The organism is Candidatus Palauibacter polyketidifaciens, assembly GCF_947581785.1.
GTDB lineage: Bacteria > Gemmatimonadota > Gemmatimonadetes > Palauibacterales > Palauibacteraceae > Palauibacter > Palauibacter polyketidifaciens.
Genome location: NZ_CANPVO010000020.1, coordinates 12,685 through 29,163, shown reverse-complemented (window position 1 = coordinate 29,163; position 16,479 = coordinate 12,685). Strand labels below are relative to the sequence as shown.

At 69.4% G+C, this 16,479-nt stretch carries 14 protein-coding genes; 12 read left to right on the top strand and 2 right to left on the bottom strand.

All coding sequences use genetic code 11. The features are described from left to right. Window positions 1–126 precede the first annotated feature (126 nt). The 11 genes from rocD to RN729_RS06360 all read left to right on the top strand — a co-directional run bounded on the left by rocD (window position 127) and on the right by RN729_RS06360 (window position 13,512). Window positions 127–1,344, top strand: coding sequence for an ornithine--oxo-acid transaminase (rocD, locus tag RN729_RS06410; protein WP_310782860.1), 1,218 nt, complete (start codon window positions 127–129; stop codon window positions 1,342–1,344). A 224-nt stretch (window positions 1,345–1,568) separates the two neighbouring features. After that, entirely contained in the window at window positions 1,569–2,111 is a 543-nt protein-coding gene (locus RN729_RS06405; protein WP_310782858.1) for a sigma-70 family RNA polymerase sigma factor, read from the top strand. Continuing rightward, window positions 2,105–3,109, top strand: a complete 1,005-nt coding sequence (locus RN729_RS06400; protein ID WP_310782857.1) for a hypothetical protein — start codon at window positions 2,105–2,107, stop codon at window positions 3,107–3,109. Before RN729_RS06405 ends, RN729_RS06400 begins: the two co-directional genes overlap by 7 nt. A 34-nt stretch (window positions 3,110–3,143) precedes the next feature. Beyond that, on the top strand, window positions 3,144–5,003 hold the full coding sequence (locus RN729_RS06395) for a HEAT repeat domain-containing protein (RefSeq protein ID WP_310782855.1): 1,860 nt from the start codon (window positions 3,144–3,146) through the stop codon (window positions 5,001–5,003). A 14-nt stretch (window positions 5,004–5,017) separates the two neighbouring features. Further along, on the top strand, window positions 5,018–6,271 hold the full coding sequence (locus RN729_RS06390; protein ID WP_310782853.1) for a hypothetical protein: 1,254 nt from the start codon (window positions 5,018–5,020) through the stop codon (window positions 6,269–6,271). Then, window positions 6,271–7,377, top strand: coding sequence for a hypothetical protein (locus RN729_RS06385; protein WP_310782851.1), 1,107 nt, complete (start codon window positions 6,271–6,273; stop codon window positions 7,375–7,377). Before RN729_RS06390 ends, RN729_RS06385 begins: the two co-directional genes overlap by 1 nt. After that, window positions 7,374–8,609: a hypothetical protein gene (locus RN729_RS06380; RefSeq protein WP_310782849.1), complete on the top strand. Its 1,236-nt coding sequence runs from the start codon at window positions 7,374–7,376 to the stop codon at window positions 8,607–8,609. Before RN729_RS06385 ends, RN729_RS06380 begins: the two co-directional genes overlap by 4 nt. A 57-nt stretch (window positions 8,610–8,666) precedes the next feature. Then, on the top strand, window positions 8,667–9,893 hold the full coding sequence (locus RN729_RS06375; RefSeq protein WP_310782847.1) for a hypothetical protein: 1,227 nt from the start codon (window positions 8,667–8,669) through the stop codon (window positions 9,891–9,893). A 14-nt stretch (window positions 9,894–9,907) separates the two neighbouring features. Beyond that, the gene (locus tag RN729_RS06370; RefSeq protein WP_310782845.1) at window positions 9,908–11,038 is read left to right on the top strand and encodes a 6-bladed beta-propeller; all 1,131 of its coding nucleotides are present in this window, start codon (window positions 9,908–9,910) and stop codon (window positions 11,036–11,038) included. 12 nt (window positions 11,039–11,050) lie between these two features. Continuing rightward, window positions 11,051–12,259, top strand: a complete 1,209-nt coding sequence (locus RN729_RS06365; protein ID WP_310782843.1) for a hypothetical protein — start codon at window positions 11,051–11,053, stop codon at window positions 12,257–12,259. A gap of 26 nt (window positions 12,260–12,285) precedes the next feature. Beyond that, window positions 12,286–13,512 carry a hypothetical protein gene (locus RN729_RS06360; protein WP_310782841.1) on the top strand — a complete coding sequence of 409 codons (1,227 nt, stop codon included), beginning with the start codon at window positions 12,286–12,288 and terminating at the stop codon, window positions 13,510–13,512. 30 nt (window positions 13,513–13,542) lie between these two features. Here RN729_RS06360 and RN729_RS06355 read toward each other — a convergent pair whose 3' ends face one another. Next, window positions 13,543–13,737 carry a type II toxin-antitoxin system HicA family toxin gene (locus tag RN729_RS06355; RefSeq protein ID WP_310782839.1) on the bottom strand — a complete coding sequence of 65 codons (195 nt, stop codon included), beginning with the start codon at window positions 13,735–13,737 and terminating at the stop codon, window positions 13,543–13,545. Beyond that, window positions 13,734–13,955 carry a type II toxin-antitoxin system HicB family antitoxin gene (locus RN729_RS06350; protein ID WP_310782838.1) on the bottom strand — a complete coding sequence of 74 codons (222 nt, stop codon included), beginning with the start codon at window positions 13,953–13,955 and terminating at the stop codon, window positions 13,734–13,736. The genes RN729_RS06355 and RN729_RS06350 overlap by 4 nt, the downstream gene beginning before the upstream one ends. Before the next feature lie 166 nt (window positions 13,956–14,121). On the opposite strand from RN729_RS06350, the gene RN729_RS06345 reads away from it, so the two are divergent. Then, window positions 14,122–16,449: a DUF2723 domain-containing protein gene (locus RN729_RS06345; protein WP_310782943.1), complete on the top strand. Its 2,328-nt coding sequence runs from the start codon at window positions 14,122–14,124 to the stop codon at window positions 16,447–16,449. Window positions 16,450–16,479: the final 30 nt, after the last annotated feature.

The window sequence follows — 16,479 nt, the reverse complement described above, 5'->3', positions numbered from 1 at the left end:
TCGGAGGTCGGATCGATGCCTACCCTTTCAGGTCCGGTTCGATCCGGCGAGAACGGTGCCCGTCCCTCGACGGGGTTCAGGTCCAACCGCGGGCCGAGTACTGCTCGGCAGCCCAATGAGGAAGCGATGAACACCAGCGATTACATCTCTCAGGTCGACACGTGGAGCGCCCACAACTACCACCCGCTTCCCGTCGTGCTCGAGCGCGGCGAAGGCGAGTGGGTGTGGGACGTCGAGGGCAGGAAGTACCTCGACATGCTGAGCGCCTATTCCGCGGTGAACCAGGGACACCGCCACCCGCGCATCATCGAGGCGCTGCGCGCGCAGGCGGAGAAGCTCACGCTCACGTCGCGCGCCTTCCACAACGACCGGATGGGCCCGTTCCTCCAGAAGCTGTGCGAGATGACGGGGTTCGAGCGCGCGCTGCCGATGAACACCGGCGCCGAGGGAGTGGAGACGGCGATCAAGGCGGCCCGCAAGTGGGGCTACACCGTAAAGGGCGTGGCGGAGGACCGGGCGGAGATCATCGTCTGCGAGCAGAACTTCCACGGCCGGACGACGACCATCGTCGGGTTCTCCTCGGATGAGGGATCCACGTTCGGGTTCGGTCCCTTCACGCCGGGCTTCGTGCCCATCCCCTACGGCGAGGCGGACGCGCTCGAGGCGGCGATCACGGAGAACACCGTCGGCTTCCTCGTCGAGCCCATCCAGGGCGAGGCGGGCGTCGTCGTGCCGCCGGATGGTTTCTATGCGCGGGCGCTGGAGATCTGCCGCGCGAACGGCGTCCTCATGATCAACGACGAGATCCAGACGGGTCTGGGACGGACCGGCAAGCTGTTCTGCGCCGACTGGGAGGCGGACCGCGGCGACATCATGATCGTCGGCAAAGCGCTCGGCGGGGGCGTGTTCCCTGTCTCAGGGATCCTCGCGAACTCCGAGATCATGGACGTGTTCCATCCGGGAGACCACGGCTCGACCTTCGGCGGAAATCCGCTCGGGGCGGCGGTCGGGATGGCGGCGCTGGACGTGATCCGGGATGAGGATCTCGCCGGGCGGTCGAACGAACTGGGCTCCTGGTTCAAGGGAGAACTGGAGGCGATCGATTCGCCGCACGTGGACCACGTGCGCGGGCGCGGCCTGTTCATCGGCGTGGTCGTGCGGGACGAGTCGGGGTCGGCGCGTCCGTTCTGCGAGGCGCTGCAGGCGCGCGGGATCCTCGCCAAGGAGACGCACGAGCAGGTGATCCGGTTCGCGCCTCCGCTCACGATTGAGAAGGCGAGCCTGGAATGGGCGCTGGAGAACATCGCCGAGGTGCTGGAGGGCGCGGCGGTCGCCGTCGCCTAGAGCGCCGGGCGCCTGACCGGGAGCCTCCACCGCTCCCGGAACCCCGCCGGTCGACCGGCCGCGGCGCATCCTCGTCGCGGTCCGGTCGCCCCACGGGTCCGACCGTCGATTCCCCCTCCGGCGGTCCGCCCGATCCCCGCGCAACCAATCCCCGGTTGCCTGTGTCACCGGTCCAGAAGCAGAAGAAGCGGAAGAACCGACGTGTACCCGGAGATCCCGGCACGGTGACGGAACCGCAACTCATTCAGCGGCTCAGGGACGGAGACCAGGACGCGGCGCGCGCGTTGTACGACGCGCACGTCGACCGCGTGTTCCGGATCTGCTACCGGTTCGCGGGCGAAGACCATCTCGCCCAGGATTTCACGCAGGAGACGTTCGTGCGGGCGTTCACGAAGATCGACACGTTTCGCGGCGAGGCCGCGTTCGGGACGTGGCTGGGATCGATCGCCACGACGGTGTCGCTGAACGGGCTCCGCAAGGTGAAGCGCTTTCGCAGCCGCGAGACCGCGCTTCACGACGACCTGCGCTCGACCCGCGGGGTGCACGGCCTCGAACCCGACGTCAAGGAGCGGCTGCACCGCGCCATCGACGAGCTTCCCGCCGGCTATCGAACCGTCTTCCTGCTGCACGACCTCGAGGGCTACACGCACGAGGAGATCGGGACGATGCTCGGCATCAAGGCCGGGACGTCCAAGTCACAGCTCTTCCGGGCGCGCAGCCGCCTGAGGGAGAAGCTCGCGGATTTCGCGGGAGAATGGGCATGCTGAAGGATCGCATGGACGACGCGAGCCGCTTCGCCCGGTTTGTCCGCCGGGAGGCGGCCGACTACCACGACCCGCCGGAGACCCCGGTCGAAGCGATGTGGGCCGGGATCGAAACGCGGCTTGGGGCGCCGCCCGTGCCCGACTCGCCCGAGACGGCGGACGTGACGGGGGCCGCGGCCGGCGTCGGCGACGCCGTCGGCCGCGCCGTCGATCACTCCTTCGATGTGCTGGGCTACCACGACCCGCCGCCCGCTCCGCGCGAGGCAATGTGGGAACGCATCGAGGCGGAGTGGGTCGCGCAGCAGCCGGAGAACCCCGGCGCGCGCACGGCGCCGCGCGGCCCGCTGCGGCTTTTCGTGGCTCGGACGCTCGCGCGGCGGCCCCGCCGGACCTCGGTGTGGCTGACGGGCGCCGCCGCCGCTTCGGTCGTGCTGGCCGTGGCGCTCGACCGCGGCTCGCAGCTGCCTGTGCCCGCCGAGCCGGAAACGGTCGCCGCGACCGACTCCGGCCCCCTCGCTCCGACGGCCGCCGAGGAGGCGCTGGCGCTTTCCGTCCTCGAGGAGCCGCTGGAGACGAACCGGCAGTTCGCGGCGGCCGATCCGCCGCCGGCCGCCGACCCGGCCCCGGCCGCGACGGGCCGGGCCGCAGCGAACCCGCCCGTCCGCGCCGCCGCCGACGAATACGACATGTCCCGGATCTCTCGTCACCTGGACCGGACCCAGGCCCTGCTGGTCGCGTTCCGCACGGATATCGGGACCGACGAATCGCAGCGCGACCTCGCCAGGTGGGCGCGCGAGTTCCTGGTCGAGACCCGTTCGCTGCTCAACACGCCCGCCGCGGAAGGCCAGCGGGAGCGGGCACTGCTGCAGGATCTCGAACTCGTCCTCGTGCAGATCGCGCGCCTCGGCCCGGACGCCCCGGACTTCGAGCGCGAACTGGCCCGCGAGAGCATGGAACGGCAGGCGACGCTGATGCGGCTGCGGTCCGCGAGCGGCACATGAAGCGGCACGTGAATGAACCGTACGGAGGCATACCATGAATAATCGCGTAAGGCACTTGACGTGGACCGGACTGCTGCTGGCCGGCCTCACGATCGTGGACGCCGCCCCCGCGGGCGATGCGCTGCCCGTGCTCGGGGCGGGAACCCTTGCCGCGCAGACCGTCCAGCAGGGAGAGGTGGCGCGATTCCTCGAGGCGCGTCGCGCCATCAACGCGGAGGAGTTCGAGCGCGCGGTGGCGCTCTTCCAGGCGGTGCGGACCGAATCCGCGCTGACGACGCCCCCGTTCGAGCCCGATTCCTACTATTGGGAGGCGTTCGCCCGCTATCGCCTCGGCGACCTGGCCGAGGCGCAGTTGCTGCTCGAAATACTGATGGTCGGGTTCCCCGAGGCGCGCCAGGCCGAGCCTCGCCTGCACAGGGAGGCCGGGCGGCTGTACCATGACGCGCGGGCCCTGCAATTCGAGATCCGGGGCCAGCTTGCGTCGCAGGGCGACGCCGGCGATGCGGAGCGGCTGCTGCGCGAGGCGGAGGAAACCCTCGACTTCGCCACGACGCCCGGCTTTCGCGTGATGCCCATGGAGGTGGGGGACCGCACCCTCACGCTTCCTGTCCGAGTGGCAGACCTGACGGCTGTGCCGGACTCGCTGGCCGCCGATTCGCTGGCCGACGCTCAGGGCGAGCCGGACGCACTGGGCGAGCCGGACGCGCCGGACGCACAAGACGCGGCGGAGGACTACCTCCAGCGATTGGCGGAATCCTCGGAGAGGATCACCGATTTCGAGCGGCTGGTTGCGGACTACGCGCGGACGGTCCCGGACTACGACGCGCGGACGGTCCCGGACTACGACTGGCAGCGGGCGGAATACCAGGAGGCCCTGCGCGCCGCGTCGCAGGAGCGAGGAACGTGCGACGACGTGTCAGTGCAGTTGGCGGCGCTCGAAGCGGTCATGCGCTACGAGATCAACCGGATGCAGGTGCTTCGCGGCGTCCTGGCCCGTGACGACGAGTGTTCGACGCGGCTACACGAGGAGGCCGTCGGACTCATCGCGAGAGAGGAAACCGACGATGCGGAGGACGTTCTCCTCGGCATCTTCGAGACCCATTCGGAGAGGTCCGTCCGCCGGCACGCGCTGCAGGAAATGTGGCGTTTCAACTCCTGGGATGTGTACCAGGTGCTCAAGCGGACGCTCGAGCACTCGGACGACTACGCCATGCAGAGCGACGCGATCGAAGCCCTTCGCAGGAGTGCGTTCGAGGGGACGACGACCGGTGCCGCCTGGATGCAGTATGGCCTTCGCAACGGGGCCGTGAATGCGCTCCTCGACGCGGCCCTCGATGAATCGAAGTCGGAGAGCATCCGCAGCGCGGCGATCAGAGCGATGGGCCGTCGGGATGACGTGCATGCCGCCGCCTTCATTCCGGTCTACGAACGACTCCATGCGGACGTCCTCAAGGGTTCGGTGTTCTGGGCCGTGCAACGAAAGGTGCGCGAAGAGGAGGACATGGAAACCGCCGCCTGGGCGCGCTCCGTCGCCTTCGACACGGAGGAGTCCGAGGACGTGCGCGAGGAAGCTTTCACCGCGTGGGCGGGTCACCCGACGGTGACGGTGGCGTACCTTGCCGACCTCTACGGCGAGATTTCGGAGCCCTTCCTGAAGATGCAGGCCATCTACGCCATCTTCGAGCGGGCCGATTCCGACTCCGACGCCCCCCGGGTCCTGATGGAACTGATCCGCAACGAACCGGACCAGGAGGTGCGCGAGCGCGGCATCTACTGGCTCGGCCGCACCGGATCGGAGGAGGCGGTCGACTTCCTCCTCGAATTGCTGAGCCCCCCGGCCGCGGATACGGTGATTCCTCCGGCCGCCGATACGGTGCCCAGGCGACCCGGCTGAAACGAGGCCGCGGCATGAGGCACGGCCGTAGCGCCTTCGTTCCCCTGCTGGCCGCACTCGCCGCGCAGGCCTGCGATTCGGCGGGGGCGCCGGCGGGCACGCTGCACTCGGATTCCGCCGGCGTCGCGGTCGCCACGGCGGTCGAGTCGGCTTGGGGTCCGGGCGGGGGCTGGACGGTGGGCGAGCCGCCGCTGCTCCAGATCGGGGCCGCGACCGGAGATCCCGACTACGAGCTCGACGGTGTCGTCGGGGCGGTCCGCCTCAGTTCCGGCGACATCGTGCTCGGCGACGGGGGCTCCGGCGAACTCCGCCGCTACGATCCCGGCGGGACCTTCGTGTGGCGCGCGGCCGGAGAAGGCGAAGGCCCCGGCGAACACCAGTTTCTCTCCTTCCTGGGCGCGCTCTCCGGCGACTCCCTGGTCTCGTACGACCTCGCGTTGCAACGCGTGCAGATCTTCGACGCGGCGGGCGAACGCGTCCGCACGCTCACGGTCGAATCGCCGTGGCGCGGGTTCATGCCGTGGAGGGCACTCGGCGTCTCCGGTCGCAAGCTCGTCATGTCCTTCGCGGATCGTACCGATATCCCGGAGGGAGGGGTCGTGAGATGGCCCGACATCAGAGTCGCAACGGTCGACTTGGCCGACGGGGCGATCGAGGCGGTCTCGGACTTCCCCGGCGCCGAGCAGGTGGTACGGCAATACGGTGAGAGTGTCGCCTTTATGGCCTACGACTTCGGAAAGGAGCCGCGGTTCGCCGTCGCTCCCGGGTGGCTCGCGGCGGTCGATACGGAGGCGTTCCACATACGATCGATCTCCCTCGGGGACAGCGGGGCCGAGCGCATCCTTCGCCGCGACATCGCGCCCACTCCAGTCACGAGCGCCCACGTGGACGCTGAGATCGAGGAGTACATCGAGACGAACGTCACCTACGGCGGCGTTTCCCGCGAGCAGGCGGAGGAGATGGGGCGGGGCCGGCGCGACGATCCCAGAGCTCCGACGCTCCCGATCCTGCGTTCCATCCGACTGGATGAGGCGGGAAACCTCTGGGTGGAGCCGTTCTTCGGCGCGGGGATCGATGTCGGGCCCTTCGAGGTCTTCGCCGCCGACGGCACCTGGCTGGGCGCCGTCTCCGTGCCGTCCGGGTTGCGCCGAGGGTTCACCGCGGACATGGCCCCCGGCCTCCAGATCGGCGACGACTACCTGCTCGGCGTATGGCGCGATGCGCAGGACATCGAATACGTCCGCCTCTATTCCCTCGAAAAGCCATGATGAGCCGCGTGCAAGGGATTCGCGGAACCGCGTGGCTTCCACTCCTGGCCTTCGCAGCGGCGTGCGGTCGGGGTGACGCCGCGGGCTCGGGCGTCTTCACGCCCGAACTCATCAGCACGGCGGCCGTACCGCTGAGCGAGAGCGAGGAAGTCGCGCTGCTCGCGGACGAGCGTACGGCCTGCGTCATCGACTCCTACGAGGGGCAGGTCCGCTGCGTGGACGGGGGAGGCCGCGTCGTCGGAGTCTTCGGACGCGAGGGCGAAGGTCCCGGCGAGTTCATCGACCCCGCGTATCTCGCGCGCGGAGAGGCGGGAACCGTCGGCGTGGTGGATTCCGACCTGGGCCGCTTCACGGTCTTCGAGCCATCGGGCGTCTGGGTGTTGGATGTGATGCTGCCGGAGGTATTCCAGCCCTTCCCGTCGTTCGAGGCCGCCGTTTCAGGCGTGTCGCTGGACTACATGGTGATGCTCGGCCGGATGTCCGGATCGCTGATGACCCGGTACGATGTGGACCTCGCCTCCGGGGGGGTCGTGGGGCAGGAAGAGTCGCCGCCCGGGCCGTGGGACATCGAGTGCGAGCAAGTCGTCCACGGCATCCCGGACCCGGCCGGGGGCTGGGCGTTCGTGGCCTGCGAGGGGCACCTGATCTTCGTCGGCGGCGCCGGCGACGCCACCGTGCTCCGCGCGCCGCTGTACGTCCCGGAACTCCCGAACGAGCAGGACGTGGCCCGGACGGAAGAGGAACTCCTGGCCCTCAACAGGTCGCAGGGTCTCCCGCGCACGCCCGCCATCGACGAGGCGTTGGAGCGCTACCGCGCCACTCCGAAGAACTACTACCTGCGCGCGGGCGAGCAGTTGTTCGACGCCGCCAACCGCTACTGGATCGCCACCCAGCGCGACCAGCACGAATGGTCCTGGCTGGACGTGTACGAGGATGCCGCCTACCTCGGGTCGGTGCGGGTCCGCGATCGGCTCCGCGCCTTCGACATCCTGGGCTCGACGCTGGTCGTGCTGGTGGACCGGCAGGTCGGCCCGGACGACGGCGACGGGATTCCCGATCGAGCGCTCGACTGGTACGACATCGCCGACTTGCCCTTCGCCCGGTGAGGCACCGCGCACAGCCGCTGAGCCGCCTACTCGCGCCGAGCCGCATACCGGTCCTGGCGGCGACCTTCGCCGCCTGCGGGGGGGAGCCCCGGCTTACCGACGACATCGGGGTCCAGGTCCGGGACAGCGCCGGCGTGCGGATCGTCGAGTATGCCGGCCGGCCGGAGGGCGAGGCGCCCTTCGGCCTCGCGGCGGAACCGCGGTACCGGCACGGGGCGAACCCCGGCGACTACGAATTCCAGTTCGTCGACGCCGGCCGGCTCCTGCCGGATGGAAGCGCCGTCGTCGCCTGGTACAGCGGCATGGTCGTCCTGAGTCCGGACGGCACGACGCACGAGGTGCTCGCCACCGCCGGAGAGGGACCGGGCGAAGTCATCTCCCCCCACGCGGTGTTCGTCCAGGGCCAGGACAGCGTCCTCGTGCCCGATGATCGTCTGTCCCGCCTCACGCTCTTCGTCGGTGATTCGGTCGCGCGCATCTCAAGCCTCCCCCGGGCCGGGCACTTCGGCGTGGCCGGGATCCGCCCATCCGGCGAGCTGCTGCTCTGGAACCGACACCCTGCCAGTCTCTGGATCGATATCGAGGACGAGTGGCTCGCCGGGCACATGACCCTCTTCGATACCGAGACCGGCGCCCTCGACACGGTCGCGTCGTACGACCACTTCCCGAGGCAGCGGTCGGGAGAGGAAGCCCCGATCATCCGGCCCATGGGCGAGGTGACGGTGGCCGCGGGGCAGTTCGTCTACACCCGATCCGACAGGCCCGAGATCACCTGGCGCCTGCCGGACGGCGCGATATCCCAGATCGTGCGATGGCGGCCCGGGCCCAACCTGCTCGCCGCGGAACTCCTGGAGCACGGCGAGGCCTACATGCGGATGCTCTACCGCAGGCACCGCGTAGGGTCCGAAGCTCGGCGCGAGGATATCATCCGGGAAGACATGGCCGCGTATCGCGCCATGATCGGCCAGCCGGTGCCGTTCTTCGGCATCCCCTTCGCCGACGCCGACGGCAACGTATGGCTGCCCTCCTACCGCCCGGCCTACCCGGAAGAGGGCTCGCCCTACACCGTCATCTCCCCCGACGGCGAGTGGCTGGGCACGGTCGAGACCCCACCCCGCTTCCGAATCCTCGACGTGACCGAAGACCTCGTCCTCGCCGTCCTCCGCGACAACCTGGACGTAGAAAGCGTCGCCGTGTACGAGCTCATCTCCGCGCAACCAAGGCGTCGTTGATCGTGTCTCCGGTTCGGTGCGGCTGAACCGACCCCGCCTTCCTTCCCTGGACACGTCATGACAATCCGAATGGCGCGAACGATGCGGACGCTGCGGGCCACGCCCGCGCTCATCCTCGGCTCCCTCTCTGCGGCGTGCGGCGGCGGCGGCGACGGTGGCGGCCTGCAAAGCACGGTGCGTGACAGTGCCGGGGTTACGATCGTCGAAAACCAGCGGCCTCCGCTCGACTCGCGGCTGGGGTGGCGGGTGGGTCTCGAGGCCACCGTGTCGATCGGGACGGCGGAGGGTGACCCCGCCTACGAACTCTTCCGCGTCGGCGGCGCGATGCGCCTCTCGGACGGACGGATCGTGGTTGCCAACGCGGGGACCGGCGAACTCCGCGTGTACGACGCGAACGGCGTCCACCTCGCGTCGTGGGGTGGCCAGGGCGACGGTCCCGGCGAATTCGGAGCCATGGCTCCAAGTGGACTGGAACCGTGGCCGGGCGACTCGCTGATGGCCAGAGATCCGTTCAGCGGCCGGATCTCGATCTTCTCCACGGATGGAACGTTCGGCCGCGCTCTCAGGCCGGAAGGCGGCTACCGGTCGGTCGTCGGACCGCTGACCGACGGGAGCGTCTTCGCCGCCACTCTCACGACGTTCGAGCGCGGTGAGCCGGGCACCTCGGAGATCATCCGACCGGATGTGGAGTATGGCATCCTCCAGGCGGACGGGAGCGTGCAGCGGGATCTGGGAGCGTACCGCGGATCGGAACTGTACATGGTCAACACGGTCGACGGGTCGCCTTTTCCACGCCCCTATCCCTTCCCCCGAAGCTCGTTCCAGTTCACGTGGGGGGACCTGGTCGTCATGACCACCAACGACGAGTACGAGATCCGCGCGTACCGGCCCGACGGGCCGCTGGCGAGGATCGTCCGCCTCGACCACGAGGTCCGCGCACCGACGCGGGGCGACCTGCGGGACGCTGTGGCCCGGCAGAACCCCGACCGTCCCGAGGCGCTGGACGCGGTCGGCGACATGCCGCTCGTCGAGGCGTTCCCCGCCTTCGCCTCGGTGCGCGTCGACCGGCTGGGTTACCTCTGGGTCCGGGAGTACCGGCTTCCGGGAGAGCAGCACCGGCTGTGGACCGTGTTCGATCCGGAGGGCCGCGTCCTCGGCCTGGTCGAGATGCCGGGGAGCTTCTCCGTCGAGGAGATCGGCGAGGACTACATCCTCGGCTCGCGGGATGACGAACTCGACGTCGAGTACGTCGAATCCTGGCCTCTCGACCGCTCCGGCTCGTGAAGCCCGGAATCCCGGTGAGGGTCGTGCTCCTCGCGGTCGCGGTCGTGCTGTTCGCCGGCGTCGCCGCGTGCGCCGATGAACCCCCCGCTCCGCCTCCCGAGGTCCCGGTCTTCGAAGGGGCGATCGACCTCGAGATCGGCGAAGTCGAGGGAGAAGATCCGTACCTGTTCACGAGAATCGGCTCCGTGGTGGCGGACGACCGCGGGCGGGTGATCGTCGCGGACTACCAGACGCACGAGGTGCGGGTGTTCGAGGCGGACGGGCGCTTCGCCTTCCGTTTGGGAGGCCAGGGGGACGGTCCCGGCGAGCTGACGAACCCCTGCTGCATGACGTTCGGGCCCGATGGACTCCTGTGGGTGCGGGAGAGCGCCCGCTACAGCGCGTTCAGGCTCGGCGACGACGGCGCGGAGTACGCGCGCAGCCTCAGGAGCGTCAACGCCTCCTTCAACCTGGTCGCTCCGGTCACCTTCGACGCCGAGGGCCGGCTCGTGGACCTCGGCATGGCGGCCGGCGAAACCCGGCTCACGCGCTTCCACCTGGGTCCGGGCATGGCCGTGGACACGGTCCCGATGGCCACGGCCGAGGAGCAGGCCACCGGCTTCAGCCCCGTCGACATCAGGATAGGAGATCAGGCCGCCACATTCTTCGTCTACCAGCCCTTCGGTCCGCTGTGGATTCACGGGCACGGGTCGGGCGGCTGGTGGGCCACGGCCGTCAACTCCGCGTACGCGATCGCGCTCCACCATCCCGACGGGAGCACGTCGCGCCTCGAGGCGCCGCTGCAGGGACCGGAGTTGAGTCCGGACGAGCGCCGCCGCGCGCAGGCCCGGATCGACCAGGAGAAGGAGAGGTTCGACCTGCGCGACCATCCGTTCGGTGTCCCCGACCGCAAGCCGGTCCTGGCCGAACTCTTCTTCGACCGCGCCGGCCGGCTGTGGGTGGAGAAGACGGGGGTCGACGGAGATGAGATGCGCGAGGCCGACGTCTATCGCGAGGGCACGCTGGAGGCGCGATACCGCTGGCCGCGCGGGGTCAGCAACCTCGCATACCCCGCCTGGGTCACCGAAACGGAACTCTACGGCACGACGCGCGACTCGCTCGACGTCTCGCGCGCCGCCCGCGTCCGCTTCACCCGAATCCCGTAGCGGGAGGAACACATGAACAACGTCCGCAGGACGACGATCCTGGTTGCCGCCGCCTTGTGGATCCGATGCGATACGGCGTCCGGCGCCTCGCCCCAGGACTTCCAGGTACGCGACAGCGCGGGCGTCGAGATCGTCGAGAACCGCGGCGATATCCCGGAGTTCGGCCTGCCGGGGCCGGCGACGTTGCGCCTGGGAAGACAGGACGGTCCGCCCGAATACCAGATGTTCCGCGTCCCCGACGCCCTCGAACTGGACGACGGATCCGTCGTCGTGGTGAGCCAGATCGAGCCCCTGATCCGCATCTTCGCCACAGATGGCACGCTCCGGGCGCACTTCGGGTCTCTCGGCGAAGGCCCGCGCGAATTCGGTCTCCCGCAGAGGGTGTGGAAGGCGGGGTCGGATTCCCTCGTCATCTATGACTGGCGCAATCGACGCCTCGCCTACTGGACCGCGGGCGGGAGCTTCCTCTCGGTAAACCCGATGCGCCCGCTCCCGGCCGCCCCGCTGCCCGGAGGGCGCTTCCGGGACGGGACCGTACTCGTTACCAGCCTGCTGATGACGCGAGCGCGGGACTTCGCCTGGTCGCCGCTCATCGGCCTCCGCTACACCGGGTCCGGAGCGCTGCGGGACACGGTGTTCAACGTCCCGGGATGGCACCTCGGACCCGTCGACATCGGGGGGGAAACGCGGCTCCTGCCCCGGCACTTCGAAGGTCTGGCCGGTGCGGCGGCCCTGGACGACGCCATCGCGCTGACGACGGGCAACGCGTACGAGGTCAGGATCCTGGATCCCGACGGGCGGCTGACCCGACGGATCCGCTGGACGGGGCGCGACCGGACCGTCACCCGGGCGCACGTGGACGCGGCGCGGGAGGAGACGATCCAGGGCGCGCCCCCCGAGGCGCGGCAGCAGGCGGCGAGGTTCTTCGACGCCGCGCCGGCCGCCGAGGCGTTCGGTACCGTGTCCGGACTTCGCGCCACTCCGGCCGGCGGCCTCTGGGTGCAGGAGTGGAGCCGCCCCGGCGATCCGGACGGCGAGCGCTGGCTCGCCTTTGACGGCGCAGGGCGTCTTCTCGGTCGCATCGCGCTCCCCGCGCGCACCAGGCTGACCCGCGTTGGCGAGCGGCATCTCATCGTCATTGAGCAAGACGAACTCGACATCGAATACGTCTCCCTCTACCCCCTTCCCACGGCACTGCAGGATATTGGAGGACGTATGTGAGACCCCGGAATCCGGAGTGGCACACCATGCGGCACGCCACGCGGCACATCGTTTGCGGCGGGTTATTCGCGACGGCGGCCTCCTTCGCTGCGTACGGCGGCGCACAGGGGGCGAGCGCGGGCCTTCAGGCGGTGGTGCGGGACAGTGCGGGTGTGACGATCGTGGAGAACGAGGCGCCCGCGGCGGACACGCGGGTCGGCTGGAGGATCGGGGCGGAGCCCGCGCTCTCGATCGGGGCCGTCGAGGGCGACCCCGCGTACGAACTGTTTCGGGTGGCGGACGCGACGCGCCTGCCGGATGGAAGGATCCTCGTCGCCAACGCGGGTTCCGGCGAACTGCGGGCGTTCGACGCCTCCGGGACCCATCTGCAGTCCTGGGGAGGGCAGGGCGAGGGGCCGGGGGAGTTCAGCCTCGGCGCTCCTTCCGGAGTCGGGGCCTGGCCCGGCGACTCCATCTCGGCGTCGGACACTGGCGAGCGGCGGTTCTCCGTCTTCGACGCAAACGGAGAACTCGGCCGCACCTCGCGGCTGCCGGATCCCTACCAGAGCCTGGCCGGAGTTCTGCCGGACGGGAAGCTGGTCGTCGTGTCCTCATCCGGGTTTCGCTTCACCGGTGGCGAGTTCCCGGACGGCCTGTCGCGGCGGGAGGTGGAGTACGCGGTCGTCGAGCCGGACGGCGGCGTGCATGCGACGCTGGGCACGCATCCCGGCAGCGAGTGGGCGGCCAGTGCCGAAGACATGTCCGTCCGGCCGCACCCCTTCGGCCGCAACCCGATCTCCGCCGTGTGGGGCGACCTGGTCGTGCTGGGCACGAACGACCGCTACGAATTCCGCGCCCACGCCACCGACGGCCGGCTGGCGAGGATCGTGCGGCTGGAGCACGAGGCCCGGCGCCCGACCCGCGCGGGCCTCAACGCCCATTTCGCCCGGCGGTACGAGAACCTGTCCGGCCCGGAACGGTCCGCCGCGCTGGCCGACGTGGCCGACATGCCGCTGACGGACGCCTTCCCGGCCTTCACTAGCGTCCGCGTAGATGAACTCGAGCATCTCTGGGTCGAGGAATACCGCCACTATGGCGAAACGCGCCGGATCTGGACCGTATTCGACCCCGCGGGCCGGGTCCTCGGTCTCCTGGAGACCCCGCCGGGTCTGCGCATCTTCGAGATCGGCCCCGACTACCTCCTCGGCGCCACCTACGACGAATTCCAGATCGAATACGTCCAACTCTGGCCCCTCACCCGCTCCGGTTCGTGAAGCGCGACGTCTCGCGAGCCGCTCGCCATTTCAGCTGTCGGGAGGCCGGGGAACTTGGAGGTCCTTGCAGATCTTTCGGGCGAGGTCCCGGTTGATCTCGTTGTGTCGGGGGATCGTCGAGACCTTCTTGGCCGTCGGGTTGATGTAGAGCGTGTGGTTGCCGCCCTCACGCAGGAAGGCGCAACCGTGCCGTGTCAGGTGCCGCAGCAAAGCCCGGCGCTTCACGCCGTGACGGTGATGGGCTCTCTTATGACCGTGCGGCCGCCGACGTCCTCGCGGGCCATTTCCCGGTTGGCTTCGATCACCAGGGCGATGGCTTCGCGGAGGTTGGACCGCGCTTCTTCGAGCGAAGCGCCCTGGGTGTTGGCGCCGGGAAACTCCTCGATGAAGGCGATGTAGCCTTCAGGAACTTTCCGGAACACCGCCGTGCATCGCAGGTCCACAACTGACCTCCCGGCGATCTGGGTCGCCGACTGGGTGGTAGGGCGGGCGGAGCGCCGCGGCCCTGGCTCAGTCATGAGAATAGGTGTTGCGGGTGCGGCGGCAAAGCTGGGGAGGCGGTATCTTCCCGCGCGAACTTCCTGAGCAGAGGAGCTTGGCAGAGGCGTGATGAACGGCATCGAGCGCGAGAAGATCGGTCCGCTGACGCTGCGTCTGTGGGGACTCGTGACGGCCCTCGCCGTGTGGGCCCTCTACCTGCTGACGATCGCGCCGACGACCGGGTTCTGGGACACGTCGGAGTACGTGACGACGGCGCACATCCTCGGGCTCCCGCACCCGCCGGGGAATCCGGGATTCGTCCTCGTCGGGCGCGTGTGGACGGTGCTGCTCGAGTTCACGGGACTCCCGGTCGCGCTGCGCATCAACATCCTCAGCGCCACGCTCTCCGCCGGGGCGAGCTTCTTCTCGTTCCTCGCGGTGGCGCGCATGGTCGCGCATTTCCGGCAGAACCGGCACGAGATCCTCGTGGCTTCGATGGTCGCGGTGTGGATCGGGGCCACGGCCTTCACCGTGTGGACCCAGTCGAATCTGAACGAGAAGGTCTACACGCTCTCGCTCTTCGTCGTCTCGCTCGTGAGCTACCTGACGATGCTGTGGGTGGACGAGGCGGATTCGGCGCGGGGGAACCGGCTGCTCGTGCTGATCGCGCTTCTGCTCGGTCTGGGCTGGTCGAACCACACGATGTCGCTGCTGCCGGGTCCGGCGCTGGCGCTCTTCGTCCTCCTGCACCGATGGCGGGCCGCGCTGAACCCGCGCGTCCTCGGGCTGGGGGTCGCGCTCTTCGCGGTCGGCTACTCGGTGCAGCTCCTTTTCGTTCCCATCCGGTCGGCGCAGAACCCGATCATCGACGAGGCGGACCCGGAGTGTCCGACGCTCCTCTCGGCCGTCACGCCGAGCGTGATCGACGACCGGTTCGGGAACAGCAAGATCTCGGTGGCGTGCGAGCCGCTCGCGCTCTCGCTCATCCGCGACCAGTACGGCCCGGGGCCGGTCACGCAGCGCCAGGCTCCGCTTCACCGCCAGTACGCGAACTACTGGCAGTACTTCGACTGGCAATGGGCGCGCTCGCTGCCGCCGGGCGGCCGGGTCGCCGTCAGCATGATCTTCCTCTTCCTCGCGCTCCTCGGTCTGTGGACCCACTTCCGGAGCGACCGGAAGACTTTCGTCTACGCGGGCACGCTCTTCTTCACGGTCACCCTGCTCCTCGTCTACTACCTGAATTTCAAGCACGGCTACTCCCTCTACCTGGAGGAGGTGCCGAACATCCTCCAGCACGAGGTCCGGGAGCGGGACTACTTCTACATCATCGGCTTCCAGCTATGGGGGATCTACGCCGGACTGGGGCTCGTCGCGCTGTGGGGCAACTGGACCGTCCCGGCCGGGCAGAGGAGCGTGGTGTCCCCGGAAAGAACAAGTCTGCCCGAGGGCCACCCGGCCGGATTCAGCGCGCGGCACCGGAGGGCGGCGCCGATCCTCGCGGTCGCGCTCGTCCCCTTCTTCTTCAACTTCGCGCGCGCGGACCGGACGGAGGACAGCGCGGCCCGCGACTGGGCGTACAACATCCTGCAGTCGGTGGAGCCGTACGCGGTGCTGTTCACCAACGGGGACAACGACACGTTCCCGCTCTGGTACCTGCAGGAGGTGGAGGGGATTCGGCGCGACGTGACCGTCATCGTCCACTCCTACCTCGGGACGGACTGGTATCCCAAGCAGTTGAGGTCGCTGACGACGCCGTGTGAGCCGGGGGTGTCCGCGGCGGATTCCCCGACGACCGTCGTGTGCCAGCGCCCCTTCGATGAGGCGAATGCGGCGAGCCCGTACGCCGACGCGGAAGCGACGCCCCCCTCGCGCTCGATCATCGCCCTGACCGACGAGCAGATCGACGGACTCACGCCGGGGATCGCGATCGCCCGGGACACGGCGTTCCGGGTCTCAAGCGCGGTGACGGCGACCGTGCGCGCCGGGGACTCGGTCCTGTACCCCGACATCCTCGTGTTCCACATCATGCAGCAGTCGCTCGGGGACCGGCCGGTCTACTTCGCGGCCACCGCCCCGCCGGTGTACGGGAAGTGGGGGTTGCAGCCGCACCTCGTCCGGCAGGGGCTCGCCTTCAAGCTCGTGAACGCGCCGCTGGAGGCGACCGACGACCTCGTGGACCTGCGCGAGTACATGCCGAACACGATCTCGCCGACGTGGAACGACCGGTCGCGCACGGCGGAACTGCTGTGGGAGGTGTTCGAGGTCGAAGACGTGCTGGAATGGGAGGAGTGGCCCGAGCCGTCCACCCAGTCGAGCATCCCGGCCCAGTACTATCTCGCGTACTACCTCCAGGGGATGACGGAGGAGCACCTGGGCGACGTGGAAGCCGCCGAACAGGCGTATCAGCGCGCGGACCGCTTCGGGTTCCTTGCGGGTCTCGGCGCCCCCGCGAACTGAGTGTGATGTCGCGACACCACACTGACGTGC

What these genes read in the sequence shown, in the direction of transcription:
- rocD (WP_310782860.1), top strand. Translation starts at nt 127, where the DNA reads ATGAACACCAGCGATTACATCTCTCAGGTCGACACGTGGAGCGCCCAC.
- RN729_RS06400 (WP_310782857.1), top strand. Translation starts at nt 2,105, where the DNA reads ATGCTGAAGGATCGCATGGACGACGCGAGCCGCTTCGCCCGGTTTGTC.
- RN729_RS06395 (WP_310782855.1), top strand. Translation starts at nt 3,144, where the DNA reads ATGAATAATCGCGTAAGGCACTTGACGTGGACCGGACTGCTGCTGGCC.
- RN729_RS06390 (WP_310782853.1), top strand. Translation starts at nt 5,018, where the DNA reads ATGAGGCACGGCCGTAGCGCCTTCGTTCCCCTGCTGGCCGCACTCGCC.
- RN729_RS06385 (WP_310782851.1), top strand. Translation starts at nt 6,271, where the DNA reads ATGAGCCGCGTGCAAGGGATTCGCGGAACCGCGTGGCTTCCACTCCTG.
- RN729_RS06375 (WP_310782847.1), top strand. Translation starts at nt 8,667, where the DNA reads ATGACAATCCGAATGGCGCGAACGATGCGGACGCTGCGGGCCACGCCC.
- RN729_RS06365 (WP_310782843.1), top strand. Translation starts at nt 11,051, where the DNA reads ATGAACAACGTCCGCAGGACGACGATCCTGGTTGCCGCCGCCTTGTGG.
- RN729_RS06360 (WP_310782841.1), top strand. Translation starts at nt 12,286, where the DNA reads ATGCGGCACGCCACGCGGCACATCGTTTGCGGCGGGTTATTCGCGACG.
- RN729_RS06345 (WP_310782943.1), top strand. Translation starts at nt 14,122, where the DNA reads ATGAACGGCATCGAGCGCGAGAAGATCGGTCCGCTGACGCTGCGTCTG.